Genomic DNA, 16,609 nt, shown 5'->3' on the forward strand with positions numbered 1-16,609 from the left:
TGCCCGTCAGTGCACGGGCCCAGCGTGAGGAGTACACCGTGACCGCCATCAGCCGGGTCGTCGCACGCGAGATCATCGACAGCCGGGGCAACCCCACCGTCGAGGTCGACGTGGAACTCAAGGACGGCTCACTGGGCAGAGCCGCCGTCCCCTCCGGCGCCTCCACCGGCGCCCGCGAAGCGGTCGAACTGCGCGACGGCGACCCGACCCGCTTCCACGGCAAGGGGGTTCGGCGTGCCGTCGACGCCGTGAACGAGAGCATCGCGGACGCCGTGACCGGGCTCGACGCCGAGGACCAGGCGACCGTCGACCGTACGATGATCGAGCTGGACGGCACGGAGACCAAGTCGCAGCTCGGCGCCAACGCCCTGCTCGGCGTCTCCCTGGCCACCGCCAAGGCCGCCGCGGCCGCGCATCGGCAGCCGCTGTACCGCTACGTCGGCGGAGTCGACGCCCGGCTGCTGCCGGTGCCGATGATGAACATCGTCAACGGCGGCGCCCATGCCGACAACCCGCTGGACTTCCAGGAGTTCATGATCGCGCCCATCGGTGCGGCCACCTTCGCCGAGGCGGTCCGTATGGGCTCGGAGGTCTTCCACACCCTGCGCGGCAACCTGCTCGCCGCCGGCCACAGCGTCAACGTCGGCGACGAGGGCGGCTTCGCCCCCGACCTGCGCACCGCCGACGAGGCCCTGGACTTCGTCGTACGCGCCGTCGAGCAGACCGGCTACAAGCCCGGCACCGACATCACGCTCGTCATGGACCCGGCCAGCTCGGAGTTCTTCCACGACGGCGTCTACGACTACACGGGCGAGGGCGTCCGCCGTACCCCCGCCGAACACGCCGACTACCTCGCCACCCTCGTCGACCGCTACCCCGTGGCCTCCGTCGAGGACCCGATGGCCGAGGACGACCACGCCGGCTGGCGTGACCTGACCGCCCGGCTCGGCGACCGCTGCCAGCTCACCGGTGACGACGTCTTCTGCACCAACGAGACGCTGCTGCGCGCCGGTATCCGCGACGGCATCGCCAACTCCGTCCTGGTGAAGGTCAACCAGATCGGCACCCTCACCGAGACCCTCGGCACGGTCGCCACCGCCCACCGCGCCGGGTACACGGTCGTGATGTCCCACCGCTCCGGGGAGACCGAGGACACGACGATCGCCGACCTCGCCGTCGCCACGGGCTGCGGCCAGATCAAGACCGGCTCACTGTCCCGCTCGGACCGCACCGCCAAGTACAACCAGCTCTTCCGCATCGAGGAGGAACTGGGCACGCAGGCACGCTACGCGGGCCGAGAGGCACTCGGGCTGCGCCGCTGACCCGGCGGTGACAGGTGGGGGCATGGCTGCGAGTACCGGTGGGCGAGGACGCGGAGCGGTGGGTCATACGGACGGGCCGCCGCCGCGTCCGAGCGACGAGCCGGGGTGCCGGGGTCAGGAGTGCGCGTCGGGCGGCTGCGGGAAGAGCGACTCCGGGGTGATGTCCCCCTCGCAGTGCCGGCACCCGGACTCCATTTGCAGGGGGTGACCGCACTCGTGCCGGAAGGCGACGCCAGGGGTGTCCACCGCCCACCTGTCGCCCCATTGCAGCAGGCCGATCATGACGGGGAAGAGCTCCTGTCCCGCCTGCGTCAGGTGGTACTCGTGGCGGGGCGGGTGCTCGCTGTACTGCCGCCGCTCGATCACACCCGCCGCCTCGAGCTTGCGCAGCCGGTCGGCGAGGATGTCGCGCGGTGCGCCCGTGTAGCCGGCGATCTTCGCGAAACGGTGCACGCCATAGGACATCTCCCGCAGCGCGAGCAGCGACCACCGCTCGCCGACGATCTGCAGTGCGGCGGCGATCGAACAGGGCCGCACGCCCACCGGCATGCCTGCCATCACCAAGGTCAGCGGCTTGGCGACGGTCCCGGTGCCGCCCGTCCGCGACTCCCCGGCCTGCTGCGGTTGTACGTCCATGAGGCCACGTTACCCCTGGTTGGTTGTGTTTCACGACTCACTCGGGACAGCGCCCGGCCGGTCCGGCCCGCGGGTGATCGGCGCCTTCGTGCTCGCCGCGCTTCTGCTCCCGGCCTTCGTCCTGCGCGACCGCGCCACCGCACAGCCCGTGATGGACTTGGCGCCCGGCCGCTGAGGCCGGTCGGCCAAGGAGTCGAAGGAACGGTGTCGCGCGCCCTGGGGTCACCCCGGGGCGCGCTCGGCCCCGGGCGCCGCGAACCGGCACGCCGGGGCCGTTCCGGCTCGCCGCTCAGCGCGGGGGCGGCACCGGGAAGAGCATGCAGCTGCTGGTGGCATGGGCGAGCAACCGGTCCGTCCCGTCGACCAACTGCGCTTGCGCGAGGGCGGTTTGACGGCCCTTGCTGACCACCGTGCCGATGGCGCGCACCGTGCCGGTCTCCACGGTGATGCGACGCAGGAACTTCACGGTCAGGTCGAGCGAGGTGTACGCCATCCCCTGCGGGAGAGTCGACTGCACGGCACATCCCGCGGCCGAGTCCAGCAGGACGGCGAAGATGCCGCCGTGCACGCTGCCGATCGGGTTGTAGTGTTCCTCGCCCGGCGTCAGGGAGAAGACCGCCCGCCCCGGCTCCACCTCGTCCAGGGCGAAGTCGACGGTGTGGTTGATCGGCGAGCTCGGCAGCCGGCCCGCCTGCAGCTCACGCAGGAAGTCGATACCGGCCATACGTCCGGCGGCCTCCGCCAGGACCGCGGGATCGTCCCACTCATACGTACGCGTCCGTCCCACAGCACTGAACCCTTCCCTCTGACTTCTCCAAACGAAGCTAGCTTCTCGTTCACCTGACTGTCAATGACGAAGCCAGACCCCTACGATGGCGTCATGGAGTGGCTTGAGGCGAGCACGGAGAACTGCCCCGTCCAGCGCACGCTCGACGTGGTCGGAGAGAAATGGACGCTGCTGATCCTGCGTGACGCCGTCAACGGGGTCCGCCGCTTCGACGACTTCCACCGGCATATCGGCCTGTCGGAGGCGGTCCTCAGCGACCGCCTCCGGAAGCTGATCTCGGCCGGCGTCCTGAAGACCGTCCCCTACCAGGAGCCCGGCAGCCGCGCCCGCAACGAGTACCGGCTGACCCGCAAGGGCTGGGACCTGTGGCCCGTCCTCCTGGCGCTGACCCAGTGGGGCGAGACCTACGCCCTCGGCCCCGGGGAGAGCCCCCCGCTGGACGTCCGCCACACCGGCTGCGAGGCTCCGGTCCGCGTCGTCGTCCAGTGCTCCGCGGACCACTCCGCCCTCGCTCCCGGGGAGGTCACCGCCCGGCTGGGCCCCGGCGCCCGCCTCCGGTCGTAAGCCGTCGGCCCGCGGCTGACGGGTCCGGGCCGCCGGGCACCGGGCGTGCTCCGGAGCCGCCGGACGAGCCACCGGTGTCCCGCCGGGCGGATCGGGGGGGGCGGCGGGGCTCCCCGCCGGGAGCGTGCCACCATCGGCTGACCGCACCCGTGACCACCGGCCGAGGAGAAGCGCCATGCCGGCCCGCCCGAGCCTCCTGTACGTGACCGACCTCGCCTACCCGGCGCGCGGGCGTCGGTACGGCGACGAGGACGTGTTCCTGACCACCCGGCTCCGCGCGGACTTCGACATCGCCCTGTGCCATCCGCTGGACGCCGCGGCCCTGATGGACCGCTTCGACGCGGTCGTGGTCCGCAACAGCGGTCCGGTACTCCACTACCAGCGGGAGTACGACGCCTTCCGCGACCGGGCCAGGGCGTGCGGCACCCGGGTCTACAACCCGCTGCACGGGCGGGGCGACATGGCCGGCAAGGGGTATCTGCCGGACCTGACCGCGGCCGGATACCCGGTCATCCCCACCGTCGACCGGCCCGAGCTTCTGGACCGTCTGCCCGAGAGCGACCAGTACGCGGTCAAGCCCCGGACGGGAGCCGACTCCATAGGCCTGACCTTCGTGGCCCGGGACCGGCTGGCCGGCCTGGCCTACGGAGACATCCTGGTCCAGCCACGCGTCGACTTCCGCTACGAGGTGTCGTTCTACTACGTCGACGACGCCTTCCAGTACGCGCTGTACGCCCCCGACCCCGGCCGCCGCTGGGTCCTCGAACCGTACGAGCCCTCCGAAGCCGATCTTGTCTTCGCCCGGCGTTTCATCGACTGGAACACGCTCGACCACGGCATCCAGCGCGTGGACGCCTGCCGAACCCAGGAGGGTGCCCTGCTCCTGGTCGAGCTGGAGGACCTCAATCCCTATCTCTCCCTCGACCTGGTCACCGACCGGGCCCGCGACGCCTTCGTCACCCGCATGACCGCCTCGCTGCACGACTTCCTGGAAGCCGGTCCGCGCACCTGAGTCACGGCCCCGGGGACAGGGCGGGCGGGGCCGTCATCCTCCGTCGGCCGCAAGCGCGTACAGACCGGGCAGGTTGACCACGATCGCCTCCTGGGTGCTGCGCGCGATGACGACCACCGCCTCGTCGTCGGGATCCGGGTTCTCCTCCCGGTGCGGCACGAAGGGCGGGACGAAGATGTAGTCGCCGGGCGAGGTACGCAGCCGTACCTCCTCCGGCTCCGGGCCCGAGTCGTCCAGGAAGACGAACTCCGGGTGTCCGCTGACCACATAGATCGCGGTCTCGGACTCGCCGTGGTGGTGGTCGGACGACGCGGTGGCGGGCGCCACATGGGTCTGGCCCATCCACAGCTTCTCGGAACCGACCGTCTTCCCGCTGACGGCCGCGAACCTGCGCATGCCGCCGGTCTGGGCGGTGTCGCCGTCCAGGGAGCCGGCGCGGATGTGGTGCAGGCGGGTGCTCAGCGGCGCCGCGGGGTGGTCCGGGGTTTCGTGGAGGTGCGGGTGGAAGCCTTCACCGGGGGTCGTCAGCGGCTCGCTCATGGCCTGGACGCTAGGGCGGCCCGGAAAAGGATGTCAAGAGGTGTCCATTGCGTTTCACCTGCGGCAATGTTCCCGCAACAGAACGAGCGAGCCGCCTGGAGCGGCTCGCCGCGCCGGCTCCTCGGGCATGATGTGCGCATGCATATTTCCGCGAAGGCGGACTACGGCATCCGGGCGCTGCTGGAGCTCGCCCGTGAGCCTGCTCGTCCGCTGACCTGTGAGGCGATCGCCTCCTCGCAGGAGATTCCGTTCCGGTTTCTGAAGTCCGTGGTGGGCGAGCTGCGCAGAGCGGGCCTGGTGCGCAGCCAGCGCGGCTGCGAGGGCGGTTACTGGCTGGGCAGGCCCGCCGACGAGATCAGTCTGCTGGACGTCACGCGGGCGGTCGACGGCGAGTTGATCACCCTGCGCGGCGAGTCACTGACCGGGCTCGACTACCCCGGTCCCGCCGCGGGGCTGCCCGGGGTGTGGCGTGAGGTCGAGGCGGGTGCGGCGGCGGTCCTGGGCGGCGTGACCCTGATGTCGTTGCTGCCCGGGGAACCGGCCGAAAGGCTGGCCCGGACGGGCGCCGCGTGACGGGCGCTGCCGAACTGCCGCCGCCCGTCGAGGTGGTGGAGTACACCGACCCGCTCTGCCCCTGGGCCTGGGGCTCGGAACCGGCCTTCCGCAGGCTGCGGGCAGCACTGACCGGCCGGGTCCGCTGGCGGCGGGCGTACTCGATCCTCTTCGACCACGACGACGACCCGCCGCCGGATCCGGCGGCGGAGACAGCCTGGTACACGCGCTACGTCGAGGAGATCAGCTCGCACAGCGGGGCCCCTCGGGCGGTACGGCTGAGCCGGATGCCGGCCAGTTCCTGGCCCGCCTCGCTGGTCGCCAAGGCCGCCGAGCTCCAGGGCGACGAGGTCGCCGGGAGAGCGCTGCGGCGGCTGCGGGAGACCGTCTTCGTGCTCGGCGAACCGGCGGACACCGCCGCGTCGGCGCTGGCCACGGTCCGGGGAACGCCGGGGCTGGACATGGAGCGGCTGGCCTCCGACGCCGCGTCCGACGCGGTCCTGGAGCGGGTGCGCGCCGACCGCGCCGAGGCGCGCCGGCCCGTCCCCGAGGTGCGCTCGGTGGCGAGCGGCTCACCGCATCCGGGCGCGGCGAAAGAGACCGCCGACGGCGGATACCGGTACGCACTGCCGACCCTGCTGGTGCGTACGCCCGGCGGCCACCGGGCGGTGCCCGGCTGGCGGCCCTTCGAGGAGTACGCGTCCGCTGTCGAGGAGCTCTGTCCGGGGCTGTTGAACGTCCCGGCAGCCCTCTCCCCGGCGGAGGCCCTGCAACGTTACGCGAGCATGACGGAACCGGAGCGGCTGCTGCTGACCGAGGGCGCGTGGCCGCCGCCGCACGCCGTCCGGGTGGAGACCGGAAACGGCCCGCTGTGGCTGCACCCTGACGAGGCGTCAGCACGCCGGCCCACCGCCGGCTGACCGCCGGTGGGCCTCTGATCTGCGGACAGAGGCCGTCCCGCCGAATGAGACACCAATTGGTGTCCATTGACAGCCGGTCGCGGCTGCCCCCAGGATGTGCAGCATGCTCACGACGCACCCCGGTGTGGTGTGCCGCTACGTGGACCTGCGGCGCACCTGCAGCGCACTCTGTCGCTGACCTTCCGCCGTCCCCGGCTCTCAGCCGTCCGCCGCCTCCGGCCCGCAGCCGCCTGACCTCCGCACCTTGATGGTGCGGCCCCGGCCGCCGGCCGTCCGGCTCGACCGCGTCCCGCCGCTCTCCGCGCCCGCGTTCCCCGTCGCCTCCTTCCCAGCCCAAGGGCCCGCCCCCGCGAGGCCGCCAACTCCCCTTGCCCTGAGCGCCGCACGCTCCGACTGTGTGCCGGCGCTCGCCCCGGCATGCCCGTCCGGTCCCGGTCGACGGTCCGCGCGGATGTCCGGCCGGCCTTCCGCCCTGCTCCCTCCGCCCCGACCCAGACCGGGCCGACCACAGGAAGAACGAGATGCCCGCACACCACACCGCCCATCGCCCCGGACTCGGCCTCGCCCGGTCCGGCCCGCGCACCGCAGCCGTCGCCGGCACCCTCGTCGCCCTGCTCGCCCCGGCACTCACCGCATGCGGCTCCGGCACCGCCTCCGCGGGGAGTGGTGCCACGCTGAAGTGGACCTCCTCCTACTTCCCGGCCCACTGGGACCCGGTGGTCAGCGGCAGTGGCGCCCAGTTCCGCGAACTCGCCCTCACCTACGCGTCGTTGACCCGCACCGACGAGACCGGCAAGGCCGTGCCGGATCTCGCCAAGAGCTGGGAGTACAACAAGAAGGGTGACGAGATCACCTTCCACCTGCGGCCCAACCTGAAGTTCAGCGACGGCCAGCCGGTGAACGGCGCCGCCGTCAAGGCGGCCATCGAGCGGGCGCAGAAGCAGCAGAACTCGGCGCTCTTCGGTGATCTGACCTCCATCAAGTCGGTGGACGCCAAGGGGCTGGACGCGGTTCTCCACCTCACCCAGGTCGACTACCAGATACCTCAGTTGCTGGGTGAGCGGGTGCTGCAGATCGCCAGTCCCAAGGCGGCCGCGAACCCCACGAAGCTGGACCAGAACCCGGTCGGCGCGGGGCCGTTCATCGTCACCCAGCTGGTGCCGGGCACCAAGGCGGTCCTGAAGAAGAACCCCGACTACTGGGACGCCAAGAACATCCACATCGACAACGTCGAACTGACCTCGGCGCCCGACGCCTCCACGGTCGTCTCCGGTCTGCGCACCGGCGTCTACAACTTCGCCGATCTCGCCCCGAGCCAGGCGGCCGCCGCCAAGAAGGCCGGTCTGGACGTCTTCTCCCAGCCGGGCTTCAACGCCAACAACATCAGCCTCAACATCAACAAGGCGCCGTTCAACAACGACAAGGTCGTGGACGCCGTCCGCTATGCGATCAACCGTCAGGAGTTCGTGGACAAGCTCACGTTCGGATACGGCTCGGTGACCGACCAGCCGTTCCCGAAGGGCTATGTGGCCTACGACCCGAAGTCGGCGAACGACTACCCCTACGACCCGGCGAAGTCCAAGAAGCTGCTCGCCGAGGCGGGTTACCAGGCCGGTGACATCAAGCTCAACCTGGTCATCCCGGCCGAGGACCCCCAGGCCGAGCTGGTCCAGTCGCAGCTGGCCAAGGTCGGGATCACCGTCACCATCAAGATCGACAAGAACTGGGCCACCCCGTTCTTCGCCAAGGACCTGACGTTCTCGCTGTACGGGACCACCGGCCGGGACTCCGCCCTGCAGACGCTCACCGCCCACTTCGGCCCCAACGGCCCGCTGAACCTGAGCACCCCGTACGAGCCGGCCGGCTTCGAGGCGGCCGTCGCCAAGGTGCGTGCGACCCCGCTGGACTCGCCGGACTACGCCAAGGTCCTCCAGGCGGCCACCCGCGCCGGGTTGCGGAGCAAGGCGCTGGTCTTCACCTACTCCGCGCCGAACCTCATCGCCAAGAGCAAGTCGATCTCCGGCCTGCCGAAGAACCCGGCCCACATCGACTGGACCGGCGTGACCATCTCCGGCGGCAACTGACACCCCGCCACCCACTCCACTAGCAGAGAGGGGGCAACCCCATGACGACGACGACCGCGGTACCGGCCGGGCCTGCCCGCCGTCGCGGGGTCGCCGTGGCCAGGGCGCGGCACACGCTGGGCCGTGTCCTGGTCACCCTCGCCCGGTCGATCGCGATCATCGTGCCCGTCTTCGTGGTCGCGACGTTCGTGACGTTCGCGCTCCGGTCGCTGAGCGGACTCAGCCCGGCGCGGATCCAGCTGGGCGAGGAGGCGACTCCCGAGGCCGTCCACCGGGTCGAGTCCCAGTGGGGGCTGGACCGGCCCTTCCTGGTCCAGTACTGGGACTGGTTCACCGGCGTCCTGCACGGGCAGCTGGGCACCAGCTGGACCAACGGCGCCGACATCTCCACCCTCATCGGCCTGGGGCTGGGAGTCAGCCTCTCCATCGCGACGTTCGCCCTGATCATCGGCGTACTGCTCGGCTTCGTCCTCGGGACGGTGGCGGCGCTGCGGCGCACCACCTGGGTGGACCGGACGATCACCGGGTTCGTCACGGTGATCTCGGTGATGCCGGCGTTCGTCGTCGGGATCGTGCTCGTCGCGGTCTTCGCGGTCGGACTCCAGGTGTTCCCCTCCGCCGGATACATCCCGGCGGCCCAGGGGTTCGGCCCGTGGCTCGCGCACATCACGCTCCCGGCGATCGCGCTGAGCTTCGACGTCGTCGCCGACGTCGCCCGTCAGCTCCGCGGCAGTCTCGTCGCGGCCTATCGCGAGAACTACGTGACCGGCGCGGTGGTACGGGGACTGAGCCCACGGCGGATCTTCCTCACCCATGTGCTGCGCAACGGCATCGGTCCCGCGCTCGCCACCCTCGGCCTGAAGTTCCCGGCCCTGGTCGGCGCCTCCGTCGTGACCGAGTGGATCTTCGGACTGCAGGGCTTCGGCCGATTCGCCAACGACTCGGCGCAGGCCGGTGACGTACCGGCCGTGCAGGGCGTGCTGGTGGTGTCGATCGTCCTGGTCGTCCTCTTCAACCTGATCGTCAACCTGGTGCTGGCGCGTGTGACGCCCGCGTCCCAGCGGGGGGTCTGACCATGGTGCGCCGCGTTCTCTCCCTCACCTCCGGCCGGATCGCCCTCGGCATCCTCGCCGTGATCGCCCTCCTGGCGGTCCTCGGTCCGCTGCTCGCCCCGCAGAACCCCCTGGCCACCAGCACCGACACGCTCGCGCCGGTCTCGGGCGCCCACTGGCTCGGCACGGACTATCTCGGCCGTGACGTGTTCAGCCGGCTCCTCGACGGCTCCCGCGTCAGCGTGCTCGGCGCCCTCGAAGTCGCCCTGGTCGCCCTGGTCGTGGGTGCGGTGCCCGGCATCCTGTCGGTGTATCTCGGGCGGGTCTTCGAGTGGCTGACCCTGCGGCTGGCCGACACCCTGGTCGCGCTGCCGTTCCTGCTGTTCGCGGTCGCGGTGATCGCGCTGCTCGGCAACGGCATCGGCCAGGCGATGCTGGTCACCGGGGTGCTGGTCTCCCCGCTCTTCTACCGGGTGGGCCGGGCCGCGACCCTGTCCGTCGCCCGCTCGCAGTACGTGGAGGCGGCGATCGTCTCCGGCGCCTCGACCGGCTGGATCGTCCGGCGGCACGTCTGGGTCAAGGTGCTCCCGCCGATCGCCGTCGCGCTCGCCCAGACCATCGGCACCGGCTTCGTCATCGTGTCGAGCCTGACGTTCCTCGGCATCGGCGTACAGCCGCCCGCGCCCACCTGGGGCGGCCTGCTCGCCTCCGACCTCGGCTATCTCGAATACCAGCCGTGGGCACCGGTCGTCCCCGCCCTGCTGATCATGGTCACGGTCTGGGCCGGCAACCAGCTCGCCGACGCGATCCGCGATGTCTCCGGCGAGGCCGGCCGGGCCTTCGTCAACAACCGCACGGCCCGCGCCAACCGCCCGGACGGGCAGGGCGAGCGCGGTACGTCCGATGCCGTTCCCGCCGGAGGTGCGTGATGACCACCCTGTCCCAGAGCCCCGCCCCCGAGAAGACCCGGGCATCCGCCGGTACGGCCCCGGTGCTCGCCGTCCGTGACGTACACATCGGCGACCGGGTCGGGGACCGCGAGATCGTGCACGGGGTGAGCTTCGAACTCACCCCCGGGAAAACCGTCGGCATCGTCGGCGAGTCCGGCAGCGGCAAGACCCTCACCTGCCGGGCCGCCCTGGGCATCCTGCCCCCGCACTTCGAGGTCACGGCCGGCCAGATCGAGATCACCGGCACGGACATCGCCACGCTGACGCCCCGCGAGTGGACGGAGCTGCGGGGCGCGACGATCAGCGCGGTGTTCCAGGACCCCGCGTCGTACCTCAATCCGTCGATCCGGGTGGGCGCGCAGATCGCCGAGGTCGTCCGGGTCAAGAAGGGCCTGAAGCGGCGCGAGGCCCGGCGGCGCGCGATCGAGCTGCTCCACGCGGTGCAGCTGCGCGATCCGGAGCTGGTCTACGGCCAGTACCCGTACGAATTGTCCGGCGGCATGCTCCAGCGGGTCCTGATCGCGGCCGCCATCGCCGCCGACCCGAGGGTCCTCATCGCCGACGAGGCCACGACCGCCCTCGACGTCACGGTCCAGGCCGAGATCCTCGACCTGCTCGCCGAGTTGCGCGAGCGGGCCGGGCTGGCCCTGGTGGTCGTCTCCCACGACCTGGCCGTCGTCGCCCAGCTCTGCGACGAGGTCCTCGTGATGCGCGAGGGCGAGGTGGTGGAGCACGGCCCGACCGGCGAGGTGCTGCACCACCCGCGGCACGCGTACACGCGGCTCCTCGTCGCCGAGCACGAGGAGTACGGCCTGGAGAAGTTCCGCGCACCTCAGGAGGCATCGTGACCACCCCGCCCGCCGTCCTTGAAGTCACCGGCCTTCAGGTGCACTACGGCGCGCGCCGGCAGCGCCGCCGCGCCCTGCACGACGTATCGCTGAGCGTGGCGCCCGGCGAGACCGTCGGGATCATCGGCGAGACCGGTTCCGGCAAGTCCACCTTCGCCCGCGCCGTGCTCGGCCTGGTGGGCCGCTCGGCGGGCCGGATCGTCATCGGCGGCGAGGACGTCGGCTCGTACGGCAGGCGCCAGTGGCGGAGTCTGCGCCGGCGCGGTGTGCTCCAGTACGTCTTCCAGGACCCGCTGCGCAGCCTCGACCCGGACCTCACCATTGAGGAGTCGCTGATCGAGCCGCTGCTCGTGCAGGGCGTGCCGCGCAAGGAGGCGGCCGACCGGGCCCGTACGTTCCTCGCCCGCGTCCGGCTCTCCGAGGAGCTGCTCGACCGGCTGCCCGGGGAGCTGTCGGGCGGTCAGCGGCAGCGGGTCGCGGTGGCCCGGGCGCTGGTCACCGAGCCGAAGCTGGTCATCCTCGACGAGCCGGTCAGCGCCCTGGACTCCGCCAACCGGGTCCAGATCCTGCAGATCCTCAGGGAACTCCGCGACTCCGGCACCGCCCTGGTCTTCATCTCGCACGACCTCGGATCGGTCGCCGGCATCGCCGACCGGATCGCGGTGCTCTACCAGGGCGAGCTGGTCGAGGTCGGCGCCGCCCGGGACGTGATCACCGACCCGCGGCACGTGTACACCCGCCTGCTCGTCAGCTCCGCGCCCACCCTGCGGACGGCCTCGGCCGACCGGGCCGAACGTGAGGCCCTGCGCGCCCTGCTGCACGCCTGAGCCCCTGTCTTCCTCCAACTCCCGTCCCACAGAACGGACTCACCGATGTCTCGCAAGATCCACCTCGCCCTGCACCCCTACGGCGTCGGCGGCCCCGGCCAGCACGGTCTCTGGAAGGACCCGCGGGTCGCGAAGAACGCCAGCATCGACATCAACTACTACATAGCGCAGGCCCAGGCGGCCGAACACGCCCTGTTCGACGCCCTGTTCATCGTCGACAGCCAGTTCATCAACGCCACCTACCCGGCCCACTATCTCAACCGCCTCGAACCGCTCACCCTGTTGTCGGCGGTCGCCACCCACACCCGGCACATCGGCCTGGTGGGCACGGCGAGTTCGACGTACAACTCGCCGTTCAACCTGGCCCGCCGGTTCGCCTCCCTCGACCACATCAGCGGCGGCCGCGCCGGGTGGAACGTGGTGACCAGCTTCGACACCGGCACCTCCAGGAACTTCGGGCTCGACGAACACCTCGACTACACCACCCGGTACGGCCGTGCGCTGGAGTTCGTCCAGGTCGCCCGCGGCCTGTGGGACTCCTACGAGGACGACGCGTTCCCCGCGGACGTGGCGCGGGGTGTCTTCCTGGACGCCGCGAAGCTGCACGAACTCAACCACGAGGGCGAGCACTTCAGGATCGCGGGCCCGCTCAACCTCTCCCGCTCGCCGCAGGGCCAGCCGGTGATCTTCCAGGCCGGCGTCTCCGAGGAGGGCCGTGCCCTCGCCGCACAGGTCGCCGAGGGCATCTACGCGCCGGGCGGCTCGCTCCAGCAGGCGCAGGATTACTACGCGGACATCAAGAAGCGCACCGCGTCCTACGGCCGCGACCCCGAGCACATCAAGATCTTCATCCACGGCGGCCCGGTCGTCGGCCGCACCGACGAGGCGGCCCGGCTCCGGGAGCGGGAGATCTTCGAGGAGGACAACGACTTCGAGCGCAACCTCGCGCTGCTCGGCCGTTCCTTCGGCGCGTACGACTTCAGCGTGCACGACCTTGACGGACCGTTCCCGGACGTCGCGCACCTCGCCGAGAAGGGCGGCCGCACCGGAGCGGCCAAGCTCATCGAGCGAGCCAGGACGGAAAACCTCACGCTGCGTCAAGTCGCCAACCTGGTAAGCGAGTTCCGGCAGTCGCCGTTCGTCGGGGCGCCGCAGACCGTGGCCGACACCATCGAGCAGTGGTTCGACGCAGGCACCTTCGACGGCATCAACCTCGCCTTCCGCACCAACGACGACCTGGAGCTCTTCGTGGACGGTGTCGTCCCGATCCTCCAGAAGCGCGGGCTGTTCCGCACCGAGTACGAGGCCGACACCCTGCGCGGCAACCTCGGCCTGCCGATCCCGGTCAACCGGCACACCGACGAGCGCCGGCTCGTGAACGGCTGACCGAGCCCCGTGAGAAGCACTCACCCGAAGACGCGATCCGGGACCGACCGCGCCCGCACCACAATCCGAACCCGCACCCGAACGCGCAGGAGCCCGAGATGACCGAGTACAGCGACTACCACGCCCCCGAGGGCCTCCTCACCCGCGGCACCGTCGTCGTGGTGCCCGGCCGGGGAGAGAGCCGTGCCACCTACGGCCGGCTCGGCAGGCGGCTCGCGTCCGACGCCTACCGCGTCCGGGTCGTGGACGGCCCCGCGGTCGACGCCGACGACCTGAACGGTTCGCTGGCCCGGTTCGGCGACCGGCTCGCCGCCGCCGTGGCGGGTACGGCGGCCGCCGAAAGCGGAGTGACCGGTCCACTCGTGCTGGTGGGCGCGGACTCCGGTGCCGCGGCCGTCGCTGCGCTGCTCGGCCTCGGCGGCTCCTCGACCGCCGTGCAGCCAGGGGCAGTCGTACTGGCGGGCCTCCCGGGCCGTACCGCCGGGACCGGCGGCGACTGGGACGACGAACTCGATGTCCGCACATCCTGCCCGACCCACCGAGGTGTGCTCAGCAACGACCCGGAGGCGCAACGGGGCACGCTCGACGCCCCGTTGCCCGGCGCGCTGCTCGACGCGGCCTACCACGCGGACCTCGCCGTCCCCGCCCTGCTCCTCGTCGGCGACGCGGACCCGCTCGCGGACCGCGACGCCCTGGCCCGTACCGCGAAGACGCTGTCCCGCTCCCGGCTGGCGGTGGTCCGCGACGCCCACCACGACGTCCTCAACGACCTCCAGCACCGCTCGGTCGCGGCCGAGGTCGTGACCTTCCTGGAGGCACTGCGCACCGGGCTGGTGCCCGCGGTCGCGGTGGAGTCGAGCGCCTGGTGACGGCCGCCGTCGCAGGTCCCTCTCTCGCCCCTCCCCCCGCGTACCGAAAGGAATGGGCATGAGCGCCCCGCTCCATCGAAGCCCGTCGTCCACGGCCACCGCCCCCGACGGCGCGGACCTCCTGCGCGACACCCTGCGCCGGCACGCCGCCGGTGTCACGGTGATCACCTTCCCGGGCCCCGTCGGCTTCACCGCCACCTCCTTCACCTCCGTCTCCCTGCGGCCGGCCCTGGTCTCGTTCTGCATCGGCCTCGAAGCGTCCAGCACCCCCGCCGCGCGCCTCGCGGACCGCTTCGCCGTCCATGTCCTCGGCACCGCGAACGCCGGTCTGGCGAGGCAGTTCGCGCGCAGCGGGGTCGACCGGTTCGCCGGGGTGCGGTGGCGGGCGCAGCCGGACGGGCTGCCCATCCTCGACGACGTCACCGGCTGGCTGTCGGCCCGCATCACCCTGCGTCAGACCCTCGGTGACCACCTGCTGGTCGTCGGCGAGATCGACTCGGGCGCGGTGGTCGAAGAGGCACCGGCCCTCGTCCACCACAACGGATCCTTCGCATCGGCGCATCCGCTGGTGTGAGGCCCCGCCCCGTCTCGCATCCGCTGGTGCGAGGCCGCCTCCCGCGGGGCTGCCTCCCGGTCACCCGCCGGGGCTGTCGTTGGCCACCGGAAACGGCACGAAGGCTACCCGCGCGAGGCCGGACCCGGTGTCGCGGTCAGGTACCAGCGGCCCCGAACGGTGTCCTCATGGATGCGGTAGGCCACCGCCCGGTTGGTGGTGATCCGGTCGGCCCACTGCTCGCCCCGGTGCGCGAACGACACCGTCGCGGCCAGGACGTACCGGCCGTGCGGGGCGTTCGCCAGGTGTGCCAACGGCGTAGGGAGCTTGAGGGAGACCTCGCCGTCAGGAGTGACGCGGATGGTCTCGTTGCCGTACCGCTTCCCGGACTCGCCGTCGGCCTGGAGAAACCGTCGTGCGGCCCGCCACCGTGTGCGCCACTCCTCCTCGGTCAACTGGGCCTGCTCCAGGTGATGGCGGGTGGTCAGCAGGCGCTTGCCGCCGCGCACCACGCGCATGACACCTGCCTGCCAGTCGGCCCGTGCTGCCTGGAGTCGGTCTTCCAGGACGTGCAGACGCCGGGACTCGGCATGCCACTCCCTGCGCGAGCGGTAGCCGCCCGGAGCGTGCTTGCCGCCCTTCTCGCCCAGGGGCAGGGACAGCCGGTGGGCGATCGTCGCAATCCCCGCCTGAAGGCTCTGGATGTGCGCGAGCCGACCACGCCGGGCCAGCGCCCACTGGTCGTGGGTGGCCTTCGTGACCGAACCGGCCCAGCGGGAGGACGACTGTCCGGTCAGGACCTGCTTGCGCTGAGCCCACTGCTCACTGTCGTGGTCCAGCCCGGCCGCACACCGCGCCTTCAGATCACTGGAGGCGAGCGAACCCAGATGGTCACCGACCAGGCACAGCACCTTCACGTCCTCACTGGTCAGACCCCTGAGCCGGGTACCGATCGCAACCCCCGCAGGACCGGGCACCACGAACGGCGCCGCCATCACCCGCAGCCCGCCCACCCCACCCCCCATGCCGAAGAAACCCGTCACCACACCCAACGACCACCATCGGCGAAGGTCACGCATTCGACGCAAGAACCCCCGTTCCCCACCCCGGAGTGCGCCCGCCAGTGCCCGCAAGACTCACTCATGAGAGTCACTCATGCACGCCAGAACGCGTTCAAGCACCGTCGATCGCCACCTGTTCACAACCCCGACTGCGGCCTAAAGACCCGCGCCTGATCCGAGACCCGCGCCTCCCTGGAGAACCTGGTCAGCGCGGCCCGCACGGTCCGCGAGGAACTGCCGGCCTCCTGACACCACAGAACCCGCCGTCCGCTGTTCCTCGCTCCGGCGGTGCGCCGGCTCAGGGACCTGAGATGGGCGACGTGGATGCCGAAGGTGTCCACGCCGCGGAACCCGGGCTCGTTCTGGCAACACCGTTCATGCTCATGGGAATCGGGCCGCGGAACGCCGACTGGGCGATGCTGAGCCGGACATGGTGGACGGCGAGGCACGCGCCGACCTGGACGGTGGACCGCCAAGCCGGCCGGGCGTTCCGGGCCGCGGGCGGCTCGGGGTGGGGGCGATGCGGGGTGGGGGCGAGGTGGGGGGGGGGGGGGGCCGGGCGGGGGGGGGGGGGGGGGCGCGGGGGGGGCGCGGGGGGCGGGGGGGCGCGGGGGCGCGCGCGGGGAGTCGCGGTGGGGGGGTGGCT

18 protein-coding genes are annotated in these 16,609 nt (G+C 71.6%); 14 read left to right on the forward strand and 4 right to left on the reverse strand.

Translation table 11 applies throughout. From position 1 onward, the window contains the following. Positions 1-38 precede the first annotated feature (38 nt). Positions 39-1,322 (forward strand): phosphopyruvate hydratase, encoded by a 1,284-nt coding sequence (eno, locus tag ACWGJB_RS18605; RefSeq protein ID WP_453381220.1) that lies wholly within the window; start codon positions 39-41, stop codon positions 1,320-1,322. A gap of 114 nt (positions 1,323-1,436) precedes the next feature. On the opposite strand, the gene ACWGJB_RS18610 is transcribed toward eno, so the two are convergent. Then, positions 1,437-1,958 carry a winged helix-turn-helix transcriptional regulator gene (locus ACWGJB_RS18610; RefSeq protein ID WP_453381221.1) on the reverse strand — a complete coding sequence of 174 codons (522 nt, stop codon included), beginning with the start codon at positions 1,956-1,958 and terminating at the stop codon, positions 1,437-1,439. Positions 1,959-1,977: 19 nt separating this feature from the next. Here ACWGJB_RS18610 and ACWGJB_RS18615 point away from each other — a divergent pair, with 19 nt between their 5' ends. Next, on the forward strand, positions 1,978-2,133 hold the full coding sequence (locus tag ACWGJB_RS18615) for a hypothetical protein (protein WP_453381222.1): 156 nt from the start codon (positions 1,978-1,980) through the stop codon (positions 2,131-2,133). Between the two features lie 114 nt (positions 2,134-2,247). Here the strand turns inward: ACWGJB_RS18615 and ACWGJB_RS18620 are convergent, their stop codons facing one another. Further along, complete coding sequence (locus tag ACWGJB_RS18620) at positions 2,248-2,745, reverse strand: PaaI family thioesterase (protein WP_453381223.1); 498 nt, start codon at positions 2,743-2,745, stop codon at positions 2,248-2,250. Between the two features lie 93 nt (positions 2,746-2,838). Between ACWGJB_RS18620 and ACWGJB_RS18625 the strand changes: the two genes are divergently transcribed. Together ACWGJB_RS18625 and ACWGJB_RS18630 are read left to right on the forward strand one after the other, a co-directional pair. Further along, the gene (locus ACWGJB_RS18625) at positions 2,839-3,309 is read left to right on the forward strand and encodes a winged helix-turn-helix transcriptional regulator (protein WP_453381224.1); all 471 of its coding nucleotides are present in this window, start codon (positions 2,839-2,841) and stop codon (positions 3,307-3,309) included. A gap of 175 nt (positions 3,310-3,484) precedes the next feature. Beyond that, entirely contained in the window at positions 3,485-4,321 is an 837-nt protein-coding gene (locus ACWGJB_RS18630) for a hypothetical protein (protein WP_453381225.1), read from the forward strand. 33 nt (positions 4,322-4,354) lie between these two features. On the opposite strand, the gene ACWGJB_RS18635 is transcribed toward ACWGJB_RS18630, so the two are convergent. Beyond that, the gene (locus ACWGJB_RS18635; protein WP_453381226.1) at positions 4,355-4,861 is read right to left on the reverse strand and encodes a cupin domain-containing protein; all 507 of its coding nucleotides are present in this window, start codon (positions 4,859-4,861) and stop codon (positions 4,355-4,357) included. 138 nt (positions 4,862-4,999) lie between these two features. Between ACWGJB_RS18635 and ACWGJB_RS18640 the strand changes: the two genes are divergently transcribed. The 10 genes from ACWGJB_RS18640 (at position 5,000) to ACWGJB_RS18685 (ending at position 14,923) form a co-directional block, all read left to right on the forward strand. After that, positions 5,000-5,434 carry an RrF2 family transcriptional regulator gene (locus tag ACWGJB_RS18640; RefSeq protein WP_453381227.1) on the forward strand — a complete coding sequence of 145 codons (435 nt, stop codon included), beginning with the start codon at positions 5,000-5,002 and terminating at the stop codon, positions 5,432-5,434. Then, complete coding sequence (locus ACWGJB_RS18645) at positions 5,431-6,333, forward strand: DsbA family oxidoreductase (protein WP_453381228.1); 903 nt, start codon at positions 5,431-5,433, stop codon at positions 6,331-6,333. Before ACWGJB_RS18640 ends, ACWGJB_RS18645 begins: the two co-directional genes overlap by 4 nt. A gap of 521 nt (positions 6,334-6,854) precedes the next feature. Beyond that, positions 6,855-8,417 carry an ABC transporter substrate-binding protein gene (locus ACWGJB_RS18650; RefSeq protein ID WP_453381229.1) on the forward strand — a complete coding sequence of 521 codons (1,563 nt, stop codon included), beginning with the start codon at positions 6,855-6,857 and terminating at the stop codon, positions 8,415-8,417. A gap of 41 nt (positions 8,418-8,458) precedes the next feature. Then, positions 8,459-9,490, forward strand: a complete 1,032-nt coding sequence (locus ACWGJB_RS18655; protein WP_453381230.1) for an ABC transporter permease — start codon at positions 8,459-8,461, stop codon at positions 9,488-9,490. A 2-nt stretch (positions 9,491-9,492) separates the two neighbouring features. Further along, positions 9,493-10,398: an ABC transporter permease gene (locus tag ACWGJB_RS18660; RefSeq protein WP_453381231.1), complete on the forward strand. Its 906-nt coding sequence runs from the start codon at positions 9,493-9,495 to the stop codon at positions 10,396-10,398. Further along, positions 10,398-11,267, forward strand: a complete 870-nt coding sequence (locus tag ACWGJB_RS18665; RefSeq protein WP_453381232.1) for an ABC transporter ATP-binding protein — start codon at positions 10,398-10,400, stop codon at positions 11,265-11,267. The genes ACWGJB_RS18660 and ACWGJB_RS18665 overlap by 1 nt, the downstream gene beginning before the upstream one ends. Further along, positions 11,264-12,094, forward strand: coding sequence for an ABC transporter ATP-binding protein (locus ACWGJB_RS18670; protein ID WP_453381233.1), 831 nt, complete (start codon positions 11,264-11,266; stop codon positions 12,092-12,094). Before ACWGJB_RS18665 ends, ACWGJB_RS18670 begins: the two co-directional genes overlap by 4 nt. 45 nt (positions 12,095-12,139) lie before the next feature. After that, a complete protein-coding gene (locus ACWGJB_RS18675) occupies positions 12,140-13,480 on the forward strand; it encodes an LLM class flavin-dependent oxidoreductase (protein WP_453381234.1) in 1,341 nt (446 codons plus the stop codon). A gap of 98 nt (positions 13,481-13,578) precedes the next feature. After that, positions 13,579-14,349, forward strand: coding sequence for an alpha/beta hydrolase (locus tag ACWGJB_RS18680; RefSeq protein ID WP_453381235.1), 771 nt, complete (start codon positions 13,579-13,581; stop codon positions 14,347-14,349). 58 nt (positions 14,350-14,407) lie between these two features. Continuing rightward, positions 14,408-14,923 (forward strand): flavin reductase family protein, encoded by a 516-nt coding sequence (locus ACWGJB_RS18685; protein WP_453381236.1) that lies wholly within the window; start codon positions 14,408-14,410, stop codon positions 14,921-14,923. Between the two features lie 104 nt (positions 14,924-15,027). Here the strand turns inward: ACWGJB_RS18685 and ACWGJB_RS18690 are convergent, their stop codons facing one another. Continuing rightward, positions 15,028-15,981 carry a hypothetical protein gene (locus ACWGJB_RS18690; protein ID WP_453381237.1) on the reverse strand — a complete coding sequence of 318 codons (954 nt, stop codon included), beginning with the start codon at positions 15,979-15,981 and terminating at the stop codon, positions 15,028-15,030. Positions 15,982-16,609 lie beyond the last annotated feature (628 nt).

It is taken from the genome of Streptomyces sp. NPDC054813, assembly GCF_053611365.1.